The sequence below is a fragment of the Streptomyces sp. Ag109_O5-10 genome (assembly GCF_900105755.1).
Taxonomy (GTDB): Bacteria; Actinomycetota; Actinomycetes; order Streptomycetales; family Streptomycetaceae; genus Streptomyces.
The window spans coordinates 3,577,163-3,600,941 of the sequence record NZ_FNTQ01000001.1 but is presented as its reverse complement, the minus strand read 5'-3'; the positions used below and the strand labels follow the sequence as shown (position 1 = coordinate 3,600,941).

Here is a 23,779-nt window from a genome sequence, read left to right as displayed (position 1 = left end):
CCCCGGAACCGGAACCGGACAGCGGCCGGAGATACTGAACCCATGAAGCTCAGCCGTCCGGTCTCCTGGTTCCTGCTCGCCTTCGGGGTGTGGAGCTGGTTCATCTGGATCACTTTCGTCAAAAACCTCGTCAAGGACGGCAGCGGTCTCGCCTTCGACAACGGGCATCCCACGGCGTACTTCTGGATCCACCTGACGCTGGCCGTCGTGTCCTTCGTATTGGGGACGGTCATCGGGGTCATCGGGTTGCGCGGAGTCCGCGCACTGCGCCGTACGTCATAGAAAACAGGCCAGGGAAGAGGCACGGCAGGGTGATCATCGTCTTCGGGCTCCTCGCCCTGGCCGTGGTGACGGCCCTGTACGGGTACCTCTGGCGCCGCCTGGTACGCGAGACGACGACCGGGTGGGGGTGGCCGCGCCGGCTGGGGACGGCCCTGTTCGTCGTCGGCCCGGCGACGATGTTCGCGGCCCTGTTCGCAGAGCTGGGCCACGCCCCGTTCCTCCTGCAGCGGGTGCTGGCCTGGCCGGGCTTCCTGTGGATGGTGCTCTCGCTGTACCTGCTGCTGGCGGTGGTGGCGGGGGAAGCGATACGGCCACTCCCGGGCCGCCTGCCGACGCGCCCCGAAGGGGGCGCGGGGAACTGCGTGACCAGCCACGACGGCGAGCAACTGTCAGCACGAACAGAAGGCCCCCTCAAACAACTCACCCGTACCCGGCAGCCGACCCGGGCGGCCCCCACCCGCCGCCTCTTCGTCTCCCGCGTCATCGGCGGCGCGGCCGCCACCGCCGCCACCGCCACCGTCGGCTACGGAACCTACGGCGTCCTGCGCGGCCCCCGCGTGAAACGCGTCACCGTCCCCCTCGCCAAACTCCCCCGCGCCGCCCACGGCTACCGCATCGCCGTCGTGAGCGACATCCACCTCGGCCCCGTCCTCGGCCGGGGCTTCGCGCAGCGCGTCGTGGACACGGTCAACGCCACCCAGCCCGACCTGATCGCGGTCGTCGGCGACCTCGTCGACGGCAGCGTGCGGGACCTCGGCCCCGCCGCCGCCCCCCTGGCCCAGCTCTCCGCACGCCACGGCAGCTACTTCGTCACCGGCAACCACGAGTACTTCTCCGGCGCCCCGCAGTGGGTCGAGGAGGTCCGCACCCTCGGACTGCGCCCCCTGGAGAACGCCCGCACCGAACTCGCGCACTTCGACCTCGCCGGGGTGAACGACATCGCCGGCGAGAGCACCGGCCAGGGCCCCGACTTCGACCGCGCCCTGGCCGGCCGGGACCCGGCCCGCGCCTGCGTGCTCCTCGCCCACCAGCCCGTCCAGATCCACGAGGCCGTCCGTCACCACGTCGACCTCCAGCTCTCCGGCCACACCCACGGCGGCCAGCTCTGGCCGGGCAACCTCATCGCGGCGGCGGCCAACCCGACCGTCGCCGGTCTGGACCGTTACGGCGACACCCAGTTGTACGTCTCCCGGGGCGCCGGCGCCTGGGGTCCGCCCACCCGCGTGGGCGCCCCCTCCGACATCACGGTCATCGAACTCGCGTCGCTGCAGGCCTGACCGGGACCGCGTCGCACACACTGTGGAAGAGCTGTGAAATCCGGCGGAAACAAGCCATCGGTAAGTTCTTCCTCATCTAGTCAGATCGCTCTTCCCCCACATGAAACACCTGTGATTAGGTGAGCCGCGTCACTTAGGGGAGTGACATCTGTGGAGGGCCTGGGCAGGGCCTGGAACGGACCCGTGCTGGTCCTGGGGAGGGCACCGACCATGCGATCTGTTCGCATGCGGATTCTCGTGACACTCGTCGTTCTGGCGGTCGTGGGGATCGGCGGCTGGCAGCTGCTGCCGTCGCAGGAGAACAAGAACAAGACGATCACCGTCGGCACGACCGACGCCGTCACCTCGCTCGACCCGGCCGGCGCCTACGACGCCGGTTCGTGGGCGCTGTTCAACAACGTCTTCCAGACGCTGCTCACCTTCGCGCCCGGCGGTGTCCAGCCGGTCCCGGACGCGGCGCAGAGCTGTGACTTCACGGACTCCGGCCTGCGGACGTACCGCTGCGTGATGCGCGACGGGATCACCTTCCCGAGCGGCCGGACGATGACCGCCGAGGACGTGAAGTACTCCTTCGACCGGGTCAAGAAGATCAACTCCGATGTCGGTCCGGCCCCCCTGCTCTCGACGCTCCGCTCGGTGACCGCCTCCGGCAAGACCGTCACCTTCCATCTGGCGTCCGCGGACGCGACGTTCCCGTTCAAGCTGGCCACCGGCGCCGGCGCGATCGTCGACAAGGACAAGTACCCGGCGGACAAGCTGCGCACCGACAACTCGGTGGACGGCACCGGCCCGTACACCCTGACGTCGTACACGAAGGACAAGCAGGCGACCCTGCGGCCCAACGGCACCTACAAGGGCGAGCTGAGCGGCACCGGCCGCCCCGTCGAGCTGCACTACTACGCCGACTCGGCCAAGCTCGCCGCCGCCTACAAGGCCAAGCAGGTCGACGTGGCGACCCGGACGCTGCCGCCCGGCATGGTCTCCAAGCTCTCGCCGAGCGACCCCGACCAGCGCGTCCTGGAGTCGGACAGCTCCGAGACCCGCAACCTGTACCTGAACACCCGCAAGAAATCGCCCCTGCACGACGTCCTGGTCCGCCGGGCCCTCGCCTGGCTGGTCGACCGCGAGCAGCTCGCCTCGTCGGTGTACTACGGCACGGTGCAGCCGCTGTACTCGCTGATCCCGAGCGGCCTCACCGGCCACACCACGTCCTTCTTCGACACCTACCCGACCCAGAGCGTCGCCAAGGCGAAGGCGCTCCTGGCGGAGGCCGGCGTCAGCACGCCCGTCGAGTTCACCTTCGGCTACGGCATCGGCCACGGCGCGGGAGCCGAGGAGGCCGCCGCGCTGAAGAAGCAGCTGGAGGTGGGCGGCCTGTTCAAGGTCGACGTCAAGGGTTACGAGTGGACCGACTTCCAGAAGTCGTGGGCCCAGGGGAAGATGGACGCCTGGGCGGTCGGCTGGGTCGCCGACTATCCCGACCCGGACACCTTCGGCGCCTCCCTGGTCGGCAGCGACTCCGTGATGAGCACCGGCTACAGCAACAAGGCCGTCGACGGCCTTCTCCAGGACAGCCAGCGGTACGCCGACCGCAGCCGCGCCGACCAGGACTTCCGGACCGTCCAGACGGACGTGGCGAGCGAGGTCCCGCTGATCCCGCTGTGGCAGCGCACCGACTACGTCCTCAGCAGCGAGGACGTGGGCGGGGCCCAGTACCTCACGGACAGCACGGGCATCTTCCGCCTGTGGAGCCTGAACTGGATCTGACCGGCGTGCTGAGGCGCAGCGCCTTCCGGCTGCCCCGGCACCCGGCGTCCGTCGGCCTGGCCCGGCACCGGGTCCGGGACCACCTGGCGGCGTGGGGCCACGGCCCGGACACCGCGGCGGTCCACGACGCCCTGCTCCTCGTCTCCGAACTGGCCACCAACGTCGTCCGCCACGGCCTTCTCCTGGAGCGGGAGTTCGAGGTCGCGGTGACCGCCCTGGCCGACGGCTCCTGCCTGCTGGAGGTCTCCGACGAGGGGCGTGCGGAGCCCCGCCTGCGGATCGTCCGGGAGGACGACGAGACCGGCCGGGGCCTGCACCTGGTGGAGACGATCGCGGCGGCGTGGGGAGTGTGGAGCAGGGGAGCCCACGGCAGGACCGTGTGGGCACTGATCTCGGTCCACCCGTAGCCGTCATGTGCGGCTGCGGCGCCGTCGTGGCTGCTCGCGCAGCTCCCCGCGCCCCTCAACGGACCGGCACTGCAACGCCCTTGCTCTTGGGGGCGCGGGGAACTGCGCGGCCGGCCCCCACCCACCCGCACCCGAAACTCACACCGACCGCAACGTCACCGTCACCGCCAGCCCCTCCCCCGGAGAGGTCCGCACCCGCACCTCACCTCCATGGGCCTCCACCACCCCCTGCACGATCGCCATCCCCAGCCCGCTCCCCTCCGCACTCCCCACCCGGAAGAACCGGTCGAAGATCCGCCCGGCGTCCTCCTCCCCGAGTCCTGGCCCCTCGTCGGCCACACACACCCGGACCACCCCGTCCGCCCGCTCCACCTCCAGCCGCACGGCCGCGTCCACCGGTGTGTGGACCCGCACGTTGGCCATCAGGTTCCCCAGCACCTGCCGCAGCCCCGACTCGTCCGCCCGCACCAGCACCGCCCCGTCGGCCGCCACGGCCACCGGCCGCTCCGGCTGCTGCGCCCGCAGGTCCTGAGCCGCGTCCCGCACCAGCCGGCTCACGTCGACGTTCCGGAACCGGATCTCCGGCCGCTGGTCGAGCCGGGCGAGCAGCAGCAACTCGTCCACGAGCCGCCCCATCCGGTCGACTTCGCCGTGCATCCGGTCCCAGGCCCGCCGCCGCTCCCCGGGCTCGCGCAGCATCCCCTTGTCGTACAGCTGGAGATAGCCGCGGATGGCGGCCAGCGGCGTGCGCAGCTCGTGCGAGGCGTCGGCGACGAACCGGCGCAGCTGGGACGCGCTGCGCTCGCGGGTCCGGTACGCCGTCTCCACCTGGTGGAGCATGGCGTTGAGGGCCAGCCGCAGCTGCTCGACCTCCTCCGTCGGATGCTGGCTGGAGGGCACCCGCCGGGTCAGGTCGCCCTCCGCGATCGCGGACGAGGTCTCCACCATGTCCTCCAGCGGCAGCAGCCGTCTCCGCACGCTGTACATGGTCAGGCAGCACAGCAGTGCGAGCAGCAGCGTGCCGACCGCGAAGTCCAGCTTGAGCGCCTTGGCGATGCCCTTGTGCAGCAGCTCGGTCGAGGTGGCCAGCAGGATGCAGGAGCCGTCGGCGAGCCGGGTCGCCGTCACCCGGTAGGAGGCGCCGTGCACGTCGACGTCGCGCGGGTCGGGCGCGGCGGCGAGGGCCCGCGGGTCGGGCACGGCGGCGGCGAGGGAGCGCTGGGCCGCGGTCGGCCTCATGTCGAAGAGGGAGATCGTCTCGCCGCTGGCGTCGATGACCGTGAAGATCGAGTCCGGGGTCGGGTCGGACTCGGCCGGGGTGATCCGGTCGCGGATCACGCCGAGCGCTCCCAGCGAGTCGACCTGCCGCAGGGTCAGCCCCGAACTCCCCAGTGACGTCCGCATCTTGAGCAGCTCGGAGTCCACCTGGTCGAGCAGGTACAGCCGCATGCCCATGATGCTCGCGACGGCCGCCACCACGATGCCGACGGCGAGCAGTCCGACGTTGGCCAGGGTGAGCTTGCCGCGCAGCGAGTGCAGTCCGTGCCGGTGCCGGCGTTTGCCGAGGCTCATGTCAGGCCGTACCCGACGCCCCGCCGGGTGGTGATCACCGGTGCGCCCAGCGCGTCGAGCTTGCGCCGCAGATAGCTGATGTAGGTCTCCACGACGGTCGACTCGGACGGTATGTGCTCGTACTGCCAGACGTGCCTGAGCAGCTGCTCCTTCGGCACGATCCGGCCGCCGTTGCGCACCAGGAAGCGCAGCAGCGCGTACTCGGTCGGGGTCAGCTCGACCGTACGGCCGGCGCGGTGCACCGAGTACGTCGTCTCGTCCAGCTCCAGGTCGCCGTAGCGCAGCGGCGGGCGCTGCTGGATGACGTCCGCCGGGCGGGTACGGCGCAGCACGGCGCCGATCCGGGCGACGACCTCGTCGATGTTGAACGGCTTGGTGATGTAGTCGTCGCCGTAGCCGAGCGCCCCGACTATCTCGGCGGGCGCGTCCCGTGCGGTGAGGAACACCAGCGCCAGGTCGGGCTGCCGGGCGCGCAGTTCGCGGGCGAGAGCCCGTCCGTCGCCGTCCGGCAGCATCACGTCGAGCAGGGCCGCGTCCGGCCGGGTGCGCTCGGCCAGCGCGAGGGCGGCCCGGACCGTACCGGCCGTCATCACCTCGAACCGGTGGTAGCGCAGGGCGATGGCGAGGACGTCCGCGATGCTCGGCTCGTCCTCCACGATCAGCACGGTGCTGCCTGGAGCCGTCATGCCCCCAGTATCGGCGCCGCCACCGACAGCCGGGGGCGCGCAGCTTTGGAGTTCCTTGAGAGTCATGCACGCCCCGTGTCCCGGCGCGCCCCCCACTGCCGATCCTGTTGCCCAGGACCTGGGGGACCAACCGACCGAAGTGATCGACGACAAGGAGCTGTTGAGCGTGACGGCATTGGCACGGTGGTGCTATCGGCACCGGCTGGTGGTCCTGCTGCTGTGGGTGGGGGCACTCGTCGGCGTGGGCTTCTCGGCCTCGTCGGCGGGCACGAACTACGCGAACGTGTTCTCCCTCCCCGACACGGACTCCAAGACCGCGTACGACCTGATGCAGAAGGCCTTCCCGAACACCTCCGGTGACACGGACACCGTGGTGTGGAAGGCCGACAGCGGCTCGGTGACGGACCAGGCGGTCAAGGACCGCGTCCAGCCGGCCCTCGACAAGATCGCGAAGCTGCCCGGCGTGGGCGCGGTCAGCAGCCCCTACGCGGGCGCCCGCGGGTCGGCGCAGATCAGCAAGGACGGCACGATCGCCTACGCCCAGCTGACCTTCACCAAGCGGGCGAACGAGATCCCCAAGGAGCAGGTGCAGAAGGTCCTCGACACCGCCCAGGGCGCCGCACGGGCGGGTCTCCAGGTCGAGGTGGGCGGCCAGGCCATCCAGCGCGTCCAGGAGCCGCCGCAGGGCCTGTCCGAGATGGTCGGCATCGTCGCGGCGGCCGTCGTGCTGTTCCTCGCCTTCGGCTCGTTCTTCGCGATGACCCTGCCCATCGCGATCGCCGTCTTCGGCGTCGGCATGGGCCTGTTCTCGACCCAGCTGCTCAGCCACACCACCGACATCCCCGACATCGCGCCGCTGCTCGCCTCCCTGATCGGCCTCGGCGTCGGCATCGACTACGCCCTGTTCATCGTCACCCGGCACCGGCGCGGCATCCTGCGCGGCATGGACCCCGAGGAGTCGGCGGTCACCGCCCTCAACACCTCGGGCCGGGCGGTGCTGTTCGCGGGCGGCACGGTCTGCATCGCGCTGGCCGGCATGCTGGTCACCCGGCTGCACTTCCTGGACGGCGTGGTCATCGGCACCTCCCTCACGGTCGTGCTCAGCGTCCTCGCGGCCACCACCCTGCTGCCCGCCCTGCTCGGCTTCCTCGGCCCGCGCGTCCTCAGCCGCCGGCAGCGCCGCCGGCTCGCCGCCGAGGGCCCGGAGCCGGAGAGGGCCAGCGGCCTCGCGGCCCGCTGGTCGGCGAACGTCGAGAAGCGCCCGCGCCGCATCGCCGCGCTCGCCGTGGTCGTCATGGCCGTGCTGGCCATCCCGGTCCTCTCGCTCCGGCTCGGCGCCACCGACCAGGGCAACGACGACGCGTCCACGACCACCAGGAAGGCCTACGACCTGCTCGCCGAGGGCTTCGGTCCCGGCTTCAACGGCCCCCTCCAGGTCGTCAGCGTCGGCGGCGACACCGCGACGCTGGTCCAGGGCCTGCGGTCGACCCCGGGCGTCGCCCAGGTGGCCGAACTGCCCCCGGCGCGGGGCGTCACGGTCATCCAGGTGGTCCCGACCACCTCACCGCAGTCCAAGGAGACCGACGACCTCATCGACACCCTGCGCGACCAGGTGATCCCGAAGGCGGGCGCACAGGCGCACGTGGGCGGCGTGACGGCGGTGTCGAAGGACTTCGCCTCCGTCACCGGCGACCGGTTGCCGCTCTTCATCGGGACGATCATCACCCTGGGCTTCCTGCTGCTCCTGGTCGCCTTCCGCTCCCTCATCGTCCCGCTGACGGCCGCCGTGATGAACCTGATCGCGGCGGCGGCCTCCTTCGGCGTCCTCGTGGCGGTCTTCCAGTGGGGCTGGGGCCTGGACCTGCTGGGCCTCGGCAAGGAGGGCCCGATCAACGCGTTCCTCCCGGTCATCATGCTCTCCCTGCTCTTCGGCCTCTCCATGGACTACCAGGTGTTCCTGGTGAGCCGGATGCACGAGGAGTGGGTGCACACCAGGGACAACGCGCGGGCGGTCCGGGTCGGCCTCGCGGAGACCAGCCGCGTCATCAACTCCGCGGCCCTGATCATGGTCTGCGTCTTCCTCGCCTTCGTCCTCAGCGGCGACTCGGGCGCGGCGATGGCCGGCGTCGGACTGGCGGCCGCGGTCGCGCTGGACGCCTTCATCCTCCGTACGGCCCTGGTCCCGGCGGCGATGCACCTGCTGGGCCGCTCCAACTGGTGGCTGCCGGCCTGGCTCGACAAGCGGCTCCCGCACCTGGCGGTGGAACCCCAGGAGCCGGCGGCTGCGGAGCCGGCCGAGTCCACCGGCCCGGCCACGGCGATCCACGGCTTCGTCCGCACGGCGGACGGCGACCCGGTGGAGGAGGTGACCGTGACCCTGATGTCCAAGGGCGGCCGCCAACTGGACCGCGTCACGTCCCTGGCGGACGGCTCCTACATCGTGTCGGTCCCGGCGCCGGGTGCGTATCTGCTGGCGGTCACGTCGGCGTCGTACGGCTCGAAGGCCCGGCACGTGACGGTGGGGGAGGGGCCGGTGGTCTACGACGTGGAGCTGACCGGGGACGAGGTGGACGCGGTCAACTAGCCGAGCCCTTGGCCCTGCCCCCCGGATCCGGCAGCACCCGCGTCATCCCGGGCAGGAAGTCCGTGAACAGCTCGTGCACCTCCAGCACGAGCGGCCGCAGGACCCGGAACCGCGCGAGGGACACGCCTCGCGCGGTCAGCCGGGCCCCCCGCTCGGCCAGCCGGTAGCTCCGCTCCCGGCCCTCGGTCCGGTCGAAGATCCAGTACAGGACCAGGCCCATCTGCGAGAGCCACATCAACTCGGGAAGCACGTCCCGTAGTTCCGGGGCGACCTTCGTCCTCGCCCCGGCCAGCACCTCGCGGTGCACGCTGATCGCCTCCACGCGCGCGTGCTCGCTCTCCGGGGAGAAGGGGCTGAGCGGGCTGTCGGGGTCGGCGGCGTTCTTGAAGAAGTGGACCGCGAACTCGTGGTACGGCCGGGCGATGTCCAGCCACACCTTGAGCACGCCGGCCAGCCGCGCCTCCAGGTCGGTCTCCTTGTCCAGGACCTCGCGGACCGCCACCCGGTGCTCGGCGGCGAGCTGGTCGTAGAAGCCCTGGATCAGGTGTTCCTTGCCGGCGAAGTAGTAGTACGCGTTGCCGACGGAGACCCCGGCCTCCGTGGCGATGGCCCGCATGGTGGTCTTCTCGTAGCCCCGCTCCCGGAACAGGCGCATCGCCGTCTCCAGGATCAGCGCGCGGGTCTGCTCGGACTTGCTCTGGGCAGCGGCCTCGACGGGACCGTCGTTCTTCGCGGACACGGACAGAGCCTAACGAGTGGCGCAGACGCCGCCGGCACAGCCCGGAGGGTCGTAGATCCATCCGACACCGGGTTCGTACACCCATCCGTCCTCCCGCCGGAAGGTCTTCCCGGTCCCCAGGCCGCCCCGCCACCAGGCGGCGGCGAGCACCGCGCCCCGCGCCAGCCGGGCCCCGGCCGGCGTGCTGAGCCGGTGGGCGAGCGGCCGATGATCCCGCAGTGCCCAGAGCACGACGATCCAGGCGGCGGTGTCCCGGTAGACCTGCCCCGCGTCGCCGACGACGGTGACCTCGTCGAAGGTGGCCGAGTGGTCCAGCTCGGGGAAGCGGGCGCGGGCCTGGTCCGACCCGGCGGGAACCAGGGTGAGCGGCACCAGCTGCGGCTGCCGCGCGAGCCAGTCGCGCAGATGGGTGCAGAGCGTGCACTCGGCGTCGTAGAGGACGGTGAGCCCGTGGACCGGGACGCGCACGGCGCCCCGGTCGGCGGTGGCGGTCACGGCGGTCACGCGCCGGCCGCCGGCGCGGTCCAGCCCTGCGGCGGTACCGGCGGGAGCTGCTCCTTCTCCATGATCCCGCGGCGCCTGATCCGGTTCAGCACGTACACGTTGCCGAGGTGCATCACGCCGAGCACCAGCAGCACCACGCCGAGCTTGGAGGACAGCGCCTCGAAGATGCCCCGGGTGTCGTCGATCGTGTCGCTGGTGTGCAGGTAGAGCGCGACGAAGCCGAGGTTCACGAGGTAGAAGCCGACGACCAGGAGGTGGTTGACGGCGTCGGCGAGCTGCTCGTTGCCGTGCAGGACGTCGGAGAGGAAGATCCGCCCGTTGCGGCTGAGCGTGCGGGCCACCCAGATGGTCAGACCGATGCTGACGAGCAGGTAGATGACGTAGGCGATGACCGTGCGGTCCATGCCCCACCCCTTCTTGAACGCGTTCAAAACGCTGACAGGGATGACTGTAGACCTAGTTTTGAACGCGTTCAACTCCGTTGCGGGGTGACCCGCTTCACCCTCGCCGAGCCAGCTCCGGCCGCTTGCTGTAGTCCGTGAGGCCGATGATGTTCCCCCACGGGTCGGCGACCTCGACGGTCCAGCCGGTGGCCACGGAGAACGGCTCGTCGAGCACGGCGATCCCGGCCTCCTTGAGCCGCCTGGCCGCGCCCCGCGCGTCCGGCACCTCCAGCCACACGCGCGGCGACGCCCACACCGCCGGCCGGTATCCGAGGCCCTCCTCGGCCCGCAACAGGATCCCGGGCGTCTCGCCCCCGACCTTCAACAGGGCGATCCCGCCCTCGTCGAACCGGAACCCCACCGTGAACCCGGCCCGCTCGTAGAAGGCGACGGCGGCCGCGAGATTCCCGACGGGCATCACCACGTTGTCGAACCCGAGCAGTTCGTACGACTCGTCATCTGACATGCGATCAGATTAGGAGCGGAGATGACGGTTGCCGGGCGGGCTGACCGTCGGGTCACTCAATGGGCCGAGAAGGGGGCCGTCACATCGCTACGCTGAGCCGTCGTCGGTGCCGGGCGAGCGAGGGGGCGGGGATGGCTCCGGGAGCAGAGGCCTTCCACGGCGAGGCGCGGGCGGCTTTCGCCGACGTCGCCGAGCGGCTGGGCCTGGACGGGCCGGACGGCGGCGGAGGGGACCGGCATCTCGCCGTCGCGGCCTACACCGGCTCGGGAGTGACCTACAAGGCGGTCCTCGGCCTGTGGCAGGGCGACGTCGAGATCCACGTCTGCCGCAGGACCGCGCTGACCGAGTGCAAGATCGGCGTCGAGGGGCTGGCCGTCTCGGCAGGTGTCGTGGACCGCCGCGGCCGGGTCTCCTTCGACGCCCGCAGCCTGCGCCGGCTCCGCAGGTCCCTCGCCGGTCAGGTCCGCTACGTCGAACTCGTCCACCCCCTGGTCTCCGGCGACCCGGACGAGGCGCTGACCCTGATGCGCGCGGCGGGCGCCCGGGAGTGGCGCAGACCGGCCGTGGGCTGAGGCCGGACGCCGAAGGCCCCGCTCCCTGCGCGGGAGCGGGGCCTTCGCCGTCGTGGCCGAACCGGGATCAGAAGCGGCGCGTGATCAGTGCGCGCTTGACTTCCTGGATCGCCTTGGTGACCTCGATGCCGCGCGGGCAGGCGTCCGTGCAGTTGAAGGTCGTGCGGCAGCGCCAGACGCCGTCGCGGTCGTTGAGGATCTCCAGGCGCTGCTCGGCCGCCTCGTCACGGCTGTCGAAGATGAAGCGGTGCGCGTTGACGATGGCGGCCGGGCCGAAGTACTGGCCGTCGTTCCAGAAGACCGGGCACGAGGACGTGCAGGCCGCGCAGAGGATGCACTTCGTGGTGTCGTCGAAGCGCGCGCGGTCCTCGGGGGACTGCAGACGCTCGCGCGTGGGCTCGTTCGTGTCCTTCGTGATGAGGAAGGGCATGACGTCCCGGTACGCCTGGAAGAACGGCTCCATGTCGACGATCAGGTCCTTGAGGACCGTCAGGCCCTTGATGGGCTCGACCGTGATCGGCTTCTCGGGGTTGATGTCCTTGATGAGGGTCTTGCAGGCAAGACGGTTCTTGCCGTTGATCCGCATCGCGTCCGAACCGCAGATGCCGTGCGCGCAGGAACGGCGGAAGGTCAGCGTGCCGTCGATGTCCCACTTGATCTTGTGGAGGCCGTCGAGGACGCGCTCCTTCGGGTCGATCTCCAGCTGGAAGTCTTCCCAGACCGCGTCCGCGGAGACCTCCGGGTTGAAGCGGCGGATCCGGAAGGTGACCGTGATGTAGGGGGAGTCGGCGAAACCGGGCTCGGGCCGGCCTGCCGCGTCCGCCTTGTCCAGAACAGGGGTTGCCATCAGTACTTACGCTCCATCGGCTGGTAGCGGGTCTGGACGACCGGCTTGTAATCGAGACGGATGGACTCGGTGCCGTCGTCGCCCACCTCGCGGTACGCCATGGTGTGGCGCATGAAGTTGACGTCGTCGCGGTTGGGGTAGTCCTCGCGGTAGTGACCGCCGCGGGACTCCTTGCGGGCCAGCGCGGAGACCGCCATGACCTCGGCGAGGTCGAGCAGGTTGCCCAGCTCGATGGCCTCGAGCAGGTCCGTGTTGAACCGCTTGCCCTTGTCCTGGATCGAGACGTTCTTGTAGCGCTCGCGCAGCTCCGCGATCTTCTCGACCGCCGTCTTGATCGTCTGCTCGGTGCGGAACACCATGACGTTGGCGTCCATGGTGTCCTGCAGCTCCCTGCGGAGCGTGGCGACCCGCTCGTTGCCCGTCGAGGAGCGCAGCCGCTCGATCTGGGAGACCACGAACCCGGCCGGGTCCTCGGGGAGCTCCACGTACTCGTGGCCGTGCGCGTACTCGGCGGCCGCGATGCCCGCCCGGCGGCCGAACACGTTGATGTCCAGGAGCGAGTTGGTGCCGAGGCGGTTGGCGCCGTGCACGGACACGCAGGCGACCTCGCCGGCCGCGTACAGGCCCGGGACGACGGTGGTGTTGTCGCTCAGCACCTCGCCCTCGACGTTGGTCGGGATGCCGCCCATGGCGTAGTGCGCGGTGGGCTGGATCGGGATCGGGTCCGTGTACGGCTCGATGCCCAGGTAGGTGCGCGCGAACTCGGTGATGTCCGGGAGCTTCGCGTCCAGCTGCTCCGGCGGCAGGTGGGTGAGGTCGAGGTAGACGTGGTCGCCCTCGGGACCGCAGCCGCGGCCCTCGCGGATCTCCGTGTAGATGGAGCGGGAGACGACGTCACGGGACGCGAGGTCCTTCATGACCGGCGCGTACTTCTCCATGAAGCGCTCGCCGTCCTTGTTGCGGAGGATGCCGCCCTCACCGCGGGCGCCCTCCGTCAGCAGGATGCCCATGCGCCAGATGCCGGTCGGGTGGAACTGGAAGAACTCCATGTCCTCCAGCGGCAGGCCGCGGCGGTAGACGGCCGCCTGGCCGTCACCGGTGAGCGTGTGCGCGTTGGACGTCACCCGGAAGAACTTGCCGGTGCCGCCGGAGGCGTAGATGACCGCCTTCGCCTGGAAGATGTGGATCTCACCGGTGGCCAGCTCGTACGCCACCACGCCGGACGACTTCCGGACGCCGTCGACCTCGGTGATCAGCTGGTCCAGGACGTAGAACTCGTTGAAGAACTCCACGCCCTCCTTCACGCAGTTCTGGTACAGCGTCTGGAGGATCATGTGGCCGGTGCGGTCGGCCGCGTAGCAGGACCGGCGGACCGGCGCCTCGCCGTGGTTGCGGGAGTGACCGCCGAAGCGGCGCTGGTCGATCGTCCCGTTGGGCGTCCGGTTGAACGGCAGGCCCATCTTCTCCAGGTCGAGGACGGCGTCGATGGCCTCCTTCGCCAGGATCTCGGCGGCGTCCTGATCGACCAGGTAGTCACCGCCCTTGACCGTGTCGAAGGTGTGCCACTCCCAGTTGTCCTCCTCCACGTTGGCCAGCGCGGCGGCCATGCCGCCCTGCGCGGCGCCCGTGTGGGAGCGGGTGGGGTAGAGCTTGGTCAGGACCGCGGTGCGGCTGCGCTTGGTGGACTCGATGGCCGCGCGCATGCCCGCGCCGCCGGCGCCGACGATGACGGTGTCGTACTTGTGGATCTTCATGATTCTCGCAGCCCCGTGCCTAGCGGATGTTCGGGTCGAAGGTGAAGATCACCAGCGAGCCCAGCAGGATGGTGAACACCGTGGCCGTGTAGAGCAGGCCCTTGAGCCACAGCCGGGTGTTCGCGCGCTCCGCGTAGTCGTTGATGATCGTGCGCAGGCCGTTCGCGCCGTGCAGCATCGCGAGCCACAGCATCAGCAGGTCCCAGACCTGCCAGAAGGGGCTCGCCCAGCGGCCAGCCACGAAGGCGAAGCCGATCTTCGACACGCCGCCGTCGAGCACCAGCTGGATCAGCAGGTGGCCGAGGACCAGGACGACGAGGACGACGCCGGACAGGCGCATGAACAGCCAGGCGGCCATCTCGAAGTTGCCGCGGGTGGAGCGCGGGGTCTTCTTGGTGCGCTTGCGCGGGGCCTCGATGAGGGGGGCCGGGTTGTCGACGTCGAAGAGGGGTGCGCCCTCGACGGGGCCGACGCCGGCGGGGGTTTCAGTGGTCGACATCTGCGTCAGCTCCCGAACAGGACACGAGCGGCGTGGCCGAGAACGGGGTAAACGGCCCCGGCCATCAGGACGACCCAGACACCGACGACCGTCCAGAGCATCTGCTTCTGGTAGCGCGGGCCCTTCGACCAGAAGTCGACGGCGATCACGCGCAGGCCGTTGAGGGCGTGGAAGAGGATGGCGGCCACCAGGCCGTACTCCAGCAGTGCGACGATCGGCGTCTTGTACGTGGCTACGACCTTGTCGTAGTCCTCGGGGGAGACGCGGACGAGAGCGGTGTCCAGCACGTGAACGAACAGGAAGAAGAAAATGAGGACGCCGGTGACTCGGTGAGCCACCCAGGACCACATTCCTTCCCGGCCGCGGTACAGCGTTCCAGCCGGCACGGAAGTCCCTCCGGGAGCGGGGTATCGGGGCCGCGCCGGCTTGTGGGTGTCGGTCGGGCCCGGCCGGGTACGGTCCACCGGCCCCCAGCATCGTAGCGAGGCGCTGCCGCTGGGCTTACGCCGGGCCTACCGGTGTGATCAAAGTGGCACGCGTATGGGTTAGCCGGGCGGCATCCGGGGTGCCGGATTCGGTTATTTGCCGGGTGCGGGTGCGTTTGGGCTGGTCGCGCTCCGCGGCGGAGCCGCTGATGGACGCTGCCCCGCGCCCCTGAGTCTCTCGGCCAGCCGTCCGCCTGCCAGGCGCCGGAGCTCCTCGGCCGCCACGACGCGTTCCTCTTCCGGATCGTTTGTCAAACGTGACCGGATGCCTTCCAGGACGCGGTCCAGGGATTCGGCGGGTGGTGTGTCGCCCAGGTAGATCACGAACACGTGTCCGAACTTCGCCTCGTAGGCCGCGTGGGCCGCGGTCAGGGCCGTGTGGGCCGCCGAGTAGGTGTCCTCGGGCAGCTCCGGAAGGCACTCGCCCGCCAGGGCCTCCGCCAGGTCCCCCGGCGACAGGTCGTACGCCGCCTCGTCCGCCGCCGCCAGGAGGGACTCCACGTCGGGGTACGGGCGGTGGTCGCTGATGCGGCGGGACCAGCGCAGGCTGTGCAGACAGTGCAGGAGCAGCGCGCCGGCCTCGTCGTCGGGGGCGGCGTTGAAGGCGTCCAGCGGGGCGGGGAGATCGGGCAGGCGGTGGGCGGGCAGCGTGGGTCCTCGCGTCACATGTGGTGTGGCAGGGGATGCTGTGGGAGATGTGTCGTCGACGTTATCGAGGACGTCCACGGTGTGTCCGTTGGTTGCCTGAATTTCACCCGAACGGGAGAGTTTCAGATTGCGTCGATGACGGCTGTGCGGCGGGTGCGTCGTAAGTTGTAGCCGTGAGCCAGCACAGGCGCAGGCCGTCGACACGGGAGGGCGCGCGGAGGCGGGCGGTGGTGGTCGCCGCCGCCGTCGCGGGGACCGTCGCGCTCGGCACGGGCATCGGCGTATGGGCCTCCTCGGGCGGCGACGGCGGGAGTACCGCCGGAGCGTCCCGGCAGCCCTCCGGAAGCGACCGGTCGGCCTCGTCCGGGGCGGCCACCCCCACACCCACCCGCAGCTACCCGCTCTCCCAGGCCCCCCGCACCATCCCCGCCGTCCGCTCCCACATCGCCGCCCGCGGCCCCGGCTGGCGCCCGCAGCGGGGCGGCCGGGTCGTGGTGAGCGACCCGGCGCTGGCCGACGAGGGGCGGCTGACCGCGGGCGAGCTGGGACTGACGTACGCCGGGCAGAAGGGCGCGGACGAGGATGTCCGGCCGGGCGACCTGCGGCTCGACCTCGGCGGCGGCGGGGACCCGGAGTCGTACACCATGACCGTGCGCGGCGGGTCGGTGCGGATCAGCGGGCCCGGGGACGCCGGCGTCTTCTACGGCACCCGGACCCTCAAGCAGGAGGTGCACGGCGGCGGTACGGCCCCGGAGGGGGTGGTGCGGGACCAGCCGGCCAAACCGCAGCGCGGGTTCATGCTGGACATCGCGCGCAAGCCGTTCACCGCCGACTGGATAGAGGCCCGGATACGAGAACTCGGCGACCTGAAGTTCAACGAACTCGGGCTGCACTTCTCCGACGACCAGGGCTTCCGGATCGAGTCCGACACCCACCCCGAGATCGTCTCCCGGGACCATCTGACCAAGGCCCAGGTGAAGGAGATCGTCGCGCTCGCCGCCGCCCGGCACATCCAGGTCGTACCGGAGATCGACTCGCCCGGACACCTCGGCGCCGTCCTCGCCGCCCACCCGGAACTGCGGCTGCGCAACGCGCAGGGCGTCGCCACCAGGGGCGCCATCGACATCTCCAAGGACGCCTCGGCGAAGATCGTCGACGACCTGCTCGACGAGTACGCCGACCTGTTCCCCGGCTCCTCCTGGAACCTCGGCGGCGACGAGTACCAGGCCCTGACCGTCGCGGACCCCGAGGCCTCCTATCCGCAGCTGGCGGCAGCGGCCCGGGAGGCGTACGGGGACTCGGGCACCGTCGCCGACCTCACCACCGGCTGGCTGAACGACCGCGCCGACACCGTCCGCGCCCACGAACGCACCATGCGGGCCTGGAACGACGGCTTCCTGACGGGCACCTCCGTGCAGCCGGCCGACGACCTCCAGGTCGCCTACTGGACCGGCAAGGAGAACGGCGCCCGGCAGCCCGTGGAGTACCTGAGGGCGGGCCGCAAGGTGCTCAACTACAACGACGAGTACCTGTACTACGTCCTCGGGCAGCCCAACACCTTCGTCTACCCGACCGGGCAGCGCATCTACGAGCAGTGGATCCCGCGCATGCTGCGCGGCACCTCGGCCGTGGCCGCGCGCTACGAACCCCAGGTCCTCGGCGGCTCCTTCGCGGTCTGGTGCGACCTGGCCGGCTCCCAGACCCAGGACCAGGTGGCGGCCGGCATCAGGATGCCGCTGCGGGCCACCATCGAGAAGCTCTGGGACCCGGCGACCACCCCGGCGATGTCCTGGACGGACTTCAAGGCCCTGGCGAACAGGCTGGGCTGACACGGAATCACGGTGGACGTACGGTGTGGCGGGCCGTATGTTCCGCATTCCGCGCGGGCCGGGGGAGGGTGCCGTGCGCAACCGAGTGCCCGACCGCGTCCCGGGGGAACCGTCTTGATCTGCGCCCGCTGCCACCACTTCGCCGCCGCGCCCGGCACCACCCTGTGCCACCGCTGCCTCGGCGACCCGCCCGCGCCGGTCCCGGCCGCCGGCAGCACGCCGGGGCTGTGGCTGCGCTCGCCGGTGGGCCTCGGCTGGGCCGCTGCCGTACTGCTCGGGGCGGTCGTCGCCGCCGACCTGTTCGCCGTCTGGGCGAACTTCCTGAGGTACGACGTCATGGGCGACCTCGTGGACGGCGAGACCGGTGCCGCGGTGTTCCTGCGGGCCGACCGCGCCGACGCGCTGGTCCGCCTCGCCGCCCAAGCCCATGCCGTCTCGATGGTCGCCTGCGTGATCGTGTACCTGTGCTGGTTCCAGCGGGTGCGCGCCAACGCCCAGGTGTTCGACCCGCTCCGGCAGAGCATGTCGCCGCGCTGGGCGATCGGCGGCTGGTTCGTGCCGATCGCGAGCCTCTGGTTCCCGCGCCGGATCACCCTCGACATCTGGGACGCCAGCAGCCCGCGGGGGGCGGCCCGTTCGCACAGGCTGGTCAACGCCTGGTGGACCCTGTGGCTGGTCGCGCTGTTCGCCGGCCGCCTGGCGAGCACCGAATCCGACGACGACCTCGGCGTGGCCTGGGACCAAGCCGTCTCCGTGGAGTTGCTCATCGCGCACGCTCTCGATCTCGCCGCCGCCGTCCTCGCCGTCCTGCTCGTGGTGCGACTGACCCGGATGCAGCACGAGAAGGCCATGGCGGGCACCGCCCCGGTCGCGGTCTGAGGCCTGGCCGCGCTCTGGCGCCTGGCCGCGGTCCGACGGCCGGCCGCGCTTCTGTCCACGGCCGAGCTCCCACCCACGGCCGCGTTGTTGCCCGGCCCGCCGATCCCGGCCCGGACGCACTGTTGGCTGAAAAGCCTTTCTTCGGACCCCTTCGGATCCCGGGTGTCCGGCACGTGTGACACTGCCGTACCGTCGCACGCAGTTAGGGGAAGTACGAGCTCCGTGCATGTCGGACCTTGGTATGTACCGATTCTGGGAGGCGTGGATGAGCCTGGTGGAGTTGATCGCTCAGGCCGATGAACGCGGACTGGCCGCCAGCGGGCTGGCTTGTTTGGATCGGTGCGTGCCACTGCTCGGCGGGGACGACCTGGTGCTGCGGCCGCTGTGGGCGAGCCTCGCCGACGGCTCCGACTGGAGCGCGGGCCTCGAGAAGGCGCGCGGCTCGCTCGGCACCGGCGCGGAGGCCGGCGGCCAGGCCGACGAGGCCGGGACGCTCGCCCGGCGGATGCTCGACGCCGCGCCCGAGTCGCAGGAGGCCGCCGGCGTCCGGCTGTGGGCCGACGCCTGTTCCGTCGCCTCGTTGCAGATCCACCGGCTCCTCGACCCCGCCGAGGACGCGGCGCCCTCCGTCGACACCCGTCGTGAGGGCGGCACCGAGGGCATGTCCCCGCTGGTCGCCGCCGAACTGCGGCGCCAGGTCACGGTGCTGGAACTGCTGGCCGGGCACGGCGCGGCCGGACTGCGCCGCGCGCTGGACGTCTCCACCGAGGGCCGCCGGGTGCTGCGCGCGGTGGTGTCGCGGCGGGCCCGCGGGCTCGGGTGAACCATTGGTGAGGGCGGTGCGCGGGTCCTGCGCCGGTTGCGGGAACAGCGCCGGATCCGGATGACGAAACCGCCGCCGGCCTGGATCTTCCCTATGTGACAGTCCACTACGTGACACCCCCCTACGGGACCGCAGGGCAGCAGACCAGGCCGCACGCCGCCGCCAGACCGGCGCGGTGGGCGGCGGACGCGGTCGCCGTGATGCGCGAGGGCGCCCGGGTCCGGCTCGACTACTCGGCGCAGAGCGTGTGGCGGGTCGACCGGGTGATCGAGGAGATACGCCGGGAGGGCGTGCCCTACGACGCCGTGCGGGAGACACTGCGCGGCCTCGGGGCATACGCCGGTGAGGTGATCGTCCGTCACACCGGCGCCGAATGGTGGGCGTCGGGCGGCGAGCACTGGATCCGCACCCCGGACGGCCGACTCTGGGACCCCGTCGACGAGGCCAGGCGCTGCTACGGCGGCCACGGCTCGCTGCGGCTGCTGTGCAGGGACGCCCTGGGGTAGTCCGGCGGAGGGGCCCGGGACCGCGAGTGGTCCCGGGGCGGCGCGGGGCTCGGCAAAAACACCGTAATAAGAGACGCGGGCGTTCCCAACTGGCCGGTCGCGGAGCACGATTGGCCCATGGCCGACAACCGACGCTGGTGGGCCCTGGTCGTCATCGCACTGGCCCAGCTGATGGTCGTGCTCGACATGACCATCGTCAACATCGCGCTCCCCTCCGCCCAGGTCGCTCTGCACATGTCCGACGGCAACCGGCAGTGGGTGATCACCGCCTACACCCTCGCCTTCGGCGGACTGCTGCTGCTCGGCGGCCGGATCGCCGACCTGGCCGGACGCAGGGTGGCGTTCATGACCGGCCTGGTCGGCTTCGCGGCCGCCTCCGCGCTCGGTGGGGCCGCGGTGAACCAGGGGATGCTGTTCGGGGCGCGGGCCCTGCAGGGCGTGTTCGCCGCGCTGCTCGCGCCGGCCGCGCTGTCGCTGCTCGCGACGACGTTCACCGACCCGAAGGAGCGAGGGAAGGCGTTCGGCATCTTCGGCGCCATCATCGGCGCGGGTGCCGCGGTCGGGCTGCTCGCCGGCGGCTTCCTCACCCAGTACCTGGACTGGCGCTGGTGCCTGTACGTCAACGTGCCGATCGCGCTGGTCGCGTTCGCCGGGGCCTGGGCCCTGCTGCCCGGCGGCGGCCGGCATCCGGACGCCCGCCTCGACGTCCCCGGCGCTCTGCTCGGCTCGGCCGGCATGCTCTCCCTGGTCTACGGCTTCTCCGAGGCGGAGTCCCGGAGCTGGACCGACGGCCTGGTCCTGACGCTGCTGGCCGGCGGGGTCGCGCTGCTCGGCCTCTTCGGCTACTGGCAGACCCGCGCCCCGGTCCCGCTGCTCCCGATGACCGTCGTACGGGACCGGCAGCGCATCGGCGCGTTCCTCACCGTGCTGCTGGTGACCATCGGGATGTTCGGCGTCTTCCTCTTCCTGACCTACTACATGCAGCGCGTCCTCGGCTACTCGCCCGTGAAGACCGGTGTCGCCTATCTCCCCATCACCGTCGGCATGGTCACCGGCTCCACCCAGGTCGCCGCCCGGCTGCTGCACCGGGTCCCGCCCCGCGTGCTGATGGTGCCCGGGCTGCTGCTCGCGGCCGGGGCGCTGGCGCTGATAGCCCAGGTCGGGGTCGAACCGGCGTACGCCTCGCACATCCTGCCCGGCATGCTGATGCTCGGCCTCGGCATGGGTACGGCGATGATGACCTCCGTCTCCCTGGCCACCGGCAACGTCGCCCCGCGCGACTCGGGCGCGGCCTCGGCCACCTTCAACACCGCCCAGCAGGTGGGCGGTTCGATCGGCACGGCCCTCCTCAACACCATCGCCGCGAGCGTCACCACCCGCTACGCCACCGCGCACGCCGCGAGCGTCCCGGACAAGGCGCTGCTGGCCGCGAGGGCCGCCGTGCACGGCTTCAACGTGGCCACCTGGTGGGCGATGGCCGCGCTGCTCCTCGGCGCCCTGATCGCCGGGGTCGTCGTGAACGCGGACCGGGCGCCCACCCCGCAGGCCCCGCGGGAACGGGCCCCGGAACCGGTGGACTCGGCCACCTGATCCGCCCGCCGGCACAGGCGCCGGCCGCGCTCTTCCCGTGTGACGTTTCCGTGCGGCGCGGCGCTGGTGCTCGTAGGGCCGCGCGCCCCGTCACCGGTGCCGCGCGACTCGGCACGGCACCGGAACCGGGACATGAGTGAGCGGCACGGCCACGAACCCGCCTCGGCCGACGGCAAGCACCCCCCCCGGCGGCACGGTGACCGGAGCCGGGCCCCCGCCGGCGGCCCTGCTCGCCGCCGCCGTCCGCGTGCCCGGCGCCGACACCGAGGGCGAACGGCGTGCGGTGGCCGCCTTCCGTACAGCCCGCGACACCGGCACCCACCGCGCACGCACCCGGCGCGGCGACGACTGGCGGCGATGAGCGGAAGCGGGCCGGAGCGCTCCGGCCGATGATGACCGGCAGCGTTTCCGACCGGAGAGCGACCAGGACGGCGTACGTCTTCGGGCCGGAGGAGGTGCCACGGAGACGGCCGGGGCCGCCACCCCCCACAGGAGAGGCCCCGGCCGTCGCGCGGCACGGGCCGCGCGGCGGCCCGTACTCTGTTCAGCGCCGTGAGTGCGTTTTCTGTCACACCCCAGGGCGTCACGAGATAGTTGTACTTTGTACGGACGTGGACGGCGAGCGGTTTCAGGTCGTAACGTGCAGTTCGCGCCGGGCCGCAGAGGGCGCGTGACCACCGCAAGGACCGCGGTCCCGAACACCGCAACCATCAACGAGGAACCACGACGGCGAGAACCACGACCGCGAGAGCGGCACCGGTTCAGGCGCACAGTAGGGAACACACAGGTGCTGGGGGACGACGCGGAGTTGACCGCCGCGGTACGTGCTGCACAGGACGGGGACGAGACCGCGTTCCGCATCGTCTACCGCGCGGTGCAGCCCCGCCTGCTCGGGTACGTCCGCACGCTGGTCGGCGAGCCGGACGCCGAGGACGTCGCCTCCGAGGCCTGGCTGCAGATCGCCCGCGACCTCGACCGGTTCAGCGGGGACGCGGACCGGTTCCGCGGCTGGGCCGCCCGGATCGCCCGCAACCGCGCCCTCGACCACATACGCATGCGCGGCCGCCGCCCCGCGATCGGCGGCGACGAGACGGAACTGACCGGCCGGGCCGCCGAGTCGGACACCGCGGGCGAGGCCATCGAGGCGCTGACCACCGACTCCACCCTCTCCCTCATCGCCCGGCTGCCGCAGGACCAGGCCGAGGCCGTCGTCCTCAGGGTCGTCATGGGTCTCGACGCCAAGACCGCCGCCGAGACCCTCGGCAAGCGCGCCGGCGCGGTCCGGACCGCGGCCCACCGGGGATTGAAGAGACTCGCCGAGCTGCTCGGCGCCGACCCCGAGACGGCAGGCGTCCTCGACGCGCTGCCACCCCAGCGAGGACCGAACGCTCGTGCGGTGACCTCCGCGAGTGTGACGCATACGCGTTCGCGGACGCAGAAGGACATGTGATGGCCGACGAGCGGTACAAGTGGCTGAACCGGGTGACGGCGGAACGTCTGCTGCGCGGTGAGTCGCTGGAAGCTGTCGACGCCTCCACCCGTGACCAGGCAGAACGCCTCGCCGACGCGCTCGGCGCGCTCTCCGCGCGGGCCACGCCGGCCGCTGCCGAACTCCCCGGTGAGGAAGCCGCGCTGGCTGCCTTCCGCAAAGCGCGCGAATCCGCCGAGGACGCCCGGACCGATGCGGCCACGTGGCAGGGCCGGCTCGGGCGGGACGCCGACGCGGGCCTCTTCCGGATCGGTGTCGGCTCCCGGCCGTCCCGGGTCCCGGGCTGGGCCCGCCCCGCACGGCTCGGCCTCGCCGCCGCGCTGACCGCCGGCATGCTCGGCGGGGTCGCGGTGGCCGCGGGCACCGGGGTGCTGCCGACGCCGTTCGACGACAACCACCCGGGACCGGCCGCCTCCGTCTCGGCCGCCGGTACCCCCGCACGCCCGCAGGACTCGCAGTCCCCCGAGTCGCTGCTCGGCGGCGAGACCCGGACGCCGTCCTCCGGTGCAGCCCCGGGCGCCTCCGGGCAGCCCTCGCCCGACCCGTCCGGCGGGCGGAAGGACCGGGACACCGGCTCGACCGGCGTCCCGGCCGGCGGGTGGAGCGGCGCCCTGACGTCCTGCCGCGCGATACGGAACGGCAAGCCCCTCGGCACCGACCGAAGGCGCGCCCTGGAGGGACTGGCGGGCGGCGCCGGCCGGGTGGACAGGTTCTGCACGGCCGTTCTCGACACCGGGCTGAACGGCAAGGACGGCGTGGCCCGTGACGGCAAGGGCGACGACAACACCCAGGGCGGCCGGCACGACGGCCAGGGCGACGGCACCGGCACCGGCGACGACGACGGCCGGCCGGGCCGAGGCGGCGGCAAGGACGGCGGCAAGGACGGGGGCTGGGGCAACGACCACCACCAGGACGGTGTGGCCACCCCGGCTCCGAAGGCCTTCGCACCGCCGCGGCCCGGCACCTCACCCAGCCCTACGTACAGCGCGCTTTGACCTTTACGCACCGCTGTGACCTGCGTTTTTGAAAGTCCCTGAACTTTTTTCCCGCAGGGTGTGACGTTTTCGGCGCCGGCGACGCAGTACAGAGTGAGCCGACTGGTCATCGGCCGTCGCACAGAGCCGGGGTTCC

Annotated in this window: 25 protein-coding genes; 14 read left to right on the top strand and 11 right to left on the bottom strand. The window is 71.5% G+C overall.

Annotation, left to right across the window (positions count from 1 at the left end):
- Positions 1-42: 42 nt before the first annotated feature.
- From BLW82_RS16415 to BLW82_RS16400, 4 genes are all read left to right on the top strand, one after another.
- Positions 43-282: an SCO4848 family membrane protein gene (locus tag BLW82_RS16415; protein WP_093508084.1), complete on the top strand. Its 240-nt coding sequence runs from the start codon at positions 43-45 to the stop codon at positions 280-282.
- Between the two features lie 29 nt (positions 283-311).
- A complete protein-coding gene (locus tag BLW82_RS16410) occupies positions 312-1,559 on the top strand; it encodes a metallophosphoesterase (RefSeq protein WP_093499510.1) in 1,248 nt (415 codons plus the stop codon).
- A 210-nt stretch (positions 1,560-1,769) separates the two neighbouring features.
- Positions 1,770-3,326, top strand: coding sequence for an ABC transporter substrate-binding protein (locus BLW82_RS16405; RefSeq protein WP_093508083.1), 1,557 nt, complete (start codon positions 1,770-1,772; stop codon positions 3,324-3,326).
- Between the two features lie 5 nt (positions 3,327-3,331).
- Positions 3,332-3,733 carry an ATP-binding protein gene (locus BLW82_RS16400; protein ID WP_093508082.1) on the top strand — a complete coding sequence of 134 codons (402 nt, stop codon included), beginning with the start codon at positions 3,332-3,334 and terminating at the stop codon, positions 3,731-3,733.
- A 138-nt stretch (positions 3,734-3,871) separates the two neighbouring features.
- On the opposite strand, the gene BLW82_RS16395 is transcribed toward BLW82_RS16400, so the two are convergent.
- The gene (locus tag BLW82_RS16395; RefSeq protein WP_093499509.1) at positions 3,872-5,305 is read right to left on the bottom strand and encodes a sensor histidine kinase; all 1,434 of its coding nucleotides are present in this window, start codon (positions 5,303-5,305) and stop codon (positions 3,872-3,874) included.
- Complete coding sequence (locus tag BLW82_RS16390; protein WP_093499508.1) at positions 5,302-5,991, bottom strand: response regulator transcription factor; 690 nt, start codon at positions 5,989-5,991, stop codon at positions 5,302-5,304. Before BLW82_RS16390 ends, BLW82_RS16395 begins: the two co-directional genes overlap by 4 nt.
- A gap of 175 nt (positions 5,992-6,166) precedes the next feature.
- Between BLW82_RS16390 and BLW82_RS16385 the strand changes: the two genes are divergently transcribed.
- Positions 6,167-8,575 (top strand): MMPL family transporter, encoded by a 2,409-nt coding sequence (locus BLW82_RS16385; RefSeq protein WP_093508081.1) that lies wholly within the window; start codon positions 6,167-6,169, stop codon positions 8,573-8,575.
- Here BLW82_RS16385 and BLW82_RS16380 read toward each other — a convergent pair.
- The 4 genes from BLW82_RS16380 to BLW82_RS16365 form a co-directional block, all read right to left on the bottom strand.
- Positions 8,568-9,314, bottom strand: a complete 747-nt coding sequence (locus BLW82_RS16380) for a TetR/AcrR family transcriptional regulator (RefSeq protein ID WP_093499507.1) — start codon at positions 9,312-9,314, stop codon at positions 8,568-8,570. The genes BLW82_RS16385 and BLW82_RS16380 overlap by 8 nt on opposite strands.
- A gap of 9 nt (positions 9,315-9,323) precedes the next feature.
- Positions 9,324-9,818 (bottom strand): thiol-disulfide oxidoreductase DCC family protein, encoded by a 495-nt coding sequence (locus tag BLW82_RS16375; RefSeq protein WP_256215829.1) that lies wholly within the window; start codon positions 9,816-9,818, stop codon positions 9,324-9,326.
- The gene (locus tag BLW82_RS16370; RefSeq protein ID WP_093499506.1) at positions 9,815-10,222 is read right to left on the bottom strand and encodes a hypothetical protein; all 408 of its coding nucleotides are present in this window, start codon (positions 10,220-10,222) and stop codon (positions 9,815-9,817) included. The genes BLW82_RS16375 and BLW82_RS16370 overlap by 4 nt, the downstream gene beginning before the upstream one ends.
- Positions 10,223-10,316: 94 nt before the next feature.
- On the bottom strand, positions 10,317-10,727 hold the full coding sequence (locus BLW82_RS16365) for a VOC family protein (RefSeq protein ID WP_093499505.1): 411 nt from the start codon (positions 10,725-10,727) through the stop codon (positions 10,317-10,319).
- Positions 10,728-10,858: 131 nt separating this feature from the next.
- Between BLW82_RS16365 and BLW82_RS16360 the strand changes: the two genes are divergently transcribed.
- Positions 10,859-11,299: a hypothetical protein gene (locus BLW82_RS16360; protein WP_093499504.1), complete on the top strand. Its 441-nt coding sequence runs from the start codon at positions 10,859-10,861 to the stop codon at positions 11,297-11,299.
- 67 nt (positions 11,300-11,366) lie between these two features.
- On the opposite strand, the gene BLW82_RS16355 is transcribed toward BLW82_RS16360, so the two are convergent.
- The 5 genes from BLW82_RS16355 to BLW82_RS16335 form a co-directional block, all read right to left on the bottom strand.
- The gene (locus tag BLW82_RS16355; RefSeq protein WP_093499503.1) at positions 11,367-12,146 is read right to left on the bottom strand and encodes a succinate dehydrogenase iron-sulfur subunit; all 780 of its coding nucleotides are present in this window, start codon (positions 12,144-12,146) and stop codon (positions 11,367-11,369) included.
- Positions 12,146-13,900, bottom strand: a complete 1,755-nt coding sequence (gene sdhA / locus BLW82_RS16350; RefSeq protein WP_093499502.1) for a succinate dehydrogenase flavoprotein subunit — start codon at positions 13,898-13,900, stop codon at positions 12,146-12,148. The genes BLW82_RS16355 and sdhA overlap by 1 nt, the downstream gene beginning before the upstream one ends.
- Positions 13,901-13,919: 19 nt before the next feature.
- Complete coding sequence (locus tag BLW82_RS16345) at positions 13,920-14,399, bottom strand: succinate dehydrogenase hydrophobic membrane anchor subunit (protein ID WP_093499501.1); 480 nt, start codon at positions 14,397-14,399, stop codon at positions 13,920-13,922.
- A 5-nt stretch (positions 14,400-14,404) separates the two neighbouring features.
- Positions 14,405-14,785 carry a succinate dehydrogenase, cytochrome b556 subunit gene (gene sdhC / locus BLW82_RS16340; protein WP_071659649.1) on the bottom strand — a complete coding sequence of 127 codons (381 nt, stop codon included), beginning with the start codon at positions 14,783-14,785 and terminating at the stop codon, positions 14,405-14,407.
- A 192-nt stretch (positions 14,786-14,977) separates the two neighbouring features.
- Entirely contained in the window at positions 14,978-15,550 is a 573-nt protein-coding gene (locus BLW82_RS16335) for a 2-oxo-4-hydroxy-4-carboxy-5-ureidoimidazoline decarboxylase (protein WP_093499500.1), read from the bottom strand.
- Between the two features lie 155 nt (positions 15,551-15,705).
- Here BLW82_RS16335 and BLW82_RS16330 point away from each other — a divergent pair, with 155 nt between their 5' ends.
- The 8 genes from BLW82_RS16330 (at position 15,706) to BLW82_RS16295 (ending at position 23,643) form a co-directional block, all read left to right on the top strand.
- Positions 15,706-17,361, top strand: a complete 1,656-nt coding sequence (locus BLW82_RS16330) for a beta-N-acetylhexosaminidase (protein WP_177232969.1) — start codon at positions 15,706-15,708, stop codon at positions 17,359-17,361.
- Positions 17,362-17,475: 114 nt separating this feature from the next.
- Positions 17,476-18,240, top strand: coding sequence for a DUF4328 domain-containing protein (locus BLW82_RS16325; protein ID WP_093499498.1), 765 nt, complete (start codon positions 17,476-17,478; stop codon positions 18,238-18,240).
- Positions 18,241-18,505: 265 nt separating this feature from the next.
- Positions 18,506-19,063 carry a hypothetical protein gene (locus BLW82_RS16320; protein ID WP_093508079.1) on the top strand — a complete coding sequence of 186 codons (558 nt, stop codon included), beginning with the start codon at positions 18,506-18,508 and terminating at the stop codon, positions 19,061-19,063.
- Between the two features lie 200 nt (positions 19,064-19,263).
- Entirely contained in the window at positions 19,264-19,569 is a 306-nt protein-coding gene (locus BLW82_RS16315; protein WP_093508078.1) for a hypothetical protein, read from the top strand.
- Between the two features lie 117 nt (positions 19,570-19,686).
- Positions 19,687-21,159, top strand: a complete 1,473-nt coding sequence (locus BLW82_RS16310) for a DHA2 family efflux MFS transporter permease subunit (RefSeq protein ID WP_093499497.1) — start codon at positions 19,687-19,689, stop codon at positions 21,157-21,159.
- A 196-nt stretch (positions 21,160-21,355) separates the two neighbouring features.
- The gene (locus BLW82_RS44445) at positions 21,356-21,520 is read left to right on the top strand and encodes a hypothetical protein (protein ID WP_177232765.1); all 165 of its coding nucleotides are present in this window, start codon (positions 21,356-21,358) and stop codon (positions 21,518-21,520) included.
- Positions 21,521-21,946: 426 nt separating this feature from the next.
- A complete protein-coding gene (locus BLW82_RS16300; RefSeq protein WP_093499495.1) occupies positions 21,947-22,609 on the top strand; it encodes an RNA polymerase sigma factor in 663 nt (220 codons plus the stop codon).
- On the top strand, positions 22,609-23,643 hold the full coding sequence (locus tag BLW82_RS16295) for a hypothetical protein (protein ID WP_093499494.1): 1,035 nt from the start codon (positions 22,609-22,611) through the stop codon (positions 23,641-23,643). The genes BLW82_RS16300 and BLW82_RS16295 overlap by 1 nt, the downstream gene beginning before the upstream one ends.
- Positions 23,644-23,779 lie beyond the last annotated feature (136 nt).

Bases quoted from the DNA above. Each gene is read 5' to 3' on its own strand.
- BLW82_RS16355 (WP_093499503.1), bottom strand. From the start codon at position 12,146: ATGGCAACCCCTGTTCTGGACAAGGCGGACGCGGCAGGCCGGCCCGAG.
- BLW82_RS16415 (WP_093508084.1), top strand. From the start codon at position 43: ATGAAGCTCAGCCGTCCGGTCTCCTGGTTCCTGCTCGCCTTCGGGGTG.
- BLW82_RS16315 (WP_093508078.1), top strand. From the start codon at position 19,264: ATGCGCGAGGGCGCCCGGGTCCGGCTCGACTACTCGGCGCAGAGCGTG.
- BLW82_RS16295 (WP_093499494.1), top strand. From the start codon at position 22,609: ATGGCCGACGAGCGGTACAAGTGGCTGAACCGGGTGACGGCGGAACGT.
- BLW82_RS16310 (WP_093499497.1), top strand. From the start codon at position 19,687: ATGGCCGACAACCGACGCTGGTGGGCCCTGGTCGTCATCGCACTGGCC.
- BLW82_RS16360 (WP_093499504.1), top strand. From the start codon at position 10,859: ATGGCTCCGGGAGCAGAGGCCTTCCACGGCGAGGCGCGGGCGGCTTTC.
- BLW82_RS16395 (WP_093499509.1), bottom strand. From the start codon at position 5,305: ATGAGCCTCGGCAAACGCCGGCACCGGCACGGACTGCACTCGCTGCGC.
- BLW82_RS16405 (WP_093508083.1), top strand. From the start codon at position 1,770: ATGCGATCTGTTCGCATGCGGATTCTCGTGACACTCGTCGTTCTGGCG.
- BLW82_RS16370 (WP_093499506.1), bottom strand. From the start codon at position 10,222: ATGGACCGCACGGTCATCGCCTACGTCATCTACCTGCTCGTCAGCATC.
- sdhA (WP_093499502.1), bottom strand. From the start codon at position 13,900: ATGAAGATCCACAAGTACGACACCGTCATCGTCGGCGCCGGCGGCGCG.
- BLW82_RS16365 (WP_093499505.1), bottom strand. From the start codon at position 10,727: ATGTCAGATGACGAGTCGTACGAACTGCTCGGGTTCGACAACGTGGTG.
- BLW82_RS16345 (WP_093499501.1), bottom strand. From the start codon at position 14,399: ATGTCGACCACTGAAACCCCCGCCGGCGTCGGCCCCGTCGAGGGCGCA.
- BLW82_RS16320 (WP_093508079.1), top strand. From the start codon at position 18,506: ATGAGCCTGGTGGAGTTGATCGCTCAGGCCGATGAACGCGGACTGGCC.
- BLW82_RS16390 (WP_093499508.1), bottom strand. From the start codon at position 5,991: ATGACGGCTCCAGGCAGCACCGTGCTGATCGTGGAGGACGAGCCGAGC.